General features: G+C 79.4%; 1 protein-coding gene. It reads left to right on the top strand.

Going from position 1 to position 233, the window contains the following annotated elements; translation table 11 throughout:
• Positions 1-45 precede the first annotated feature (45 nt).
• On the top strand, positions 46-233 hold a 188-nt coding region (locus tag KVT14_RS21580; protein WP_217617408.1), incomplete at its 3' end, for a hypothetical protein.

The raw sequence follows: 233 nt of genomic DNA, 5'->3' as shown, positions 1-233 counted from the left end.
CTCTCCACGATCACCCCGGACTCCCCCGCGGAGGGGGTGCTCGGCGTGAGGATCGACCACCACGAGGGCGGCGCCGACCACGGGCCCGCGTTCGGGCTCGCCGACGCGGCGCCGCACGTGGTCCTCGCCGGGCCGACCGACGGCGACCCCCGCGCGTCCCTGCCCCCCGGCAACCTCACCCCCCGGGTGTCGCCGACGGGGGAGTGGGCGCTCGAGGTCGGGGTCCACGGCCG

This window comes from Cellulomonas sp. GbtcB1 (genome assembly GCF_019091725.1).
GTDB lineage: Bacteria > Actinomycetota > Actinomycetes > Actinomycetales > Cellulomonadaceae > Cellulomonas.
The sequence above is the reverse complement of the archived record's forward strand: the minus strand, read 5'-3'. Positions and strand labels throughout refer to the sequence as shown.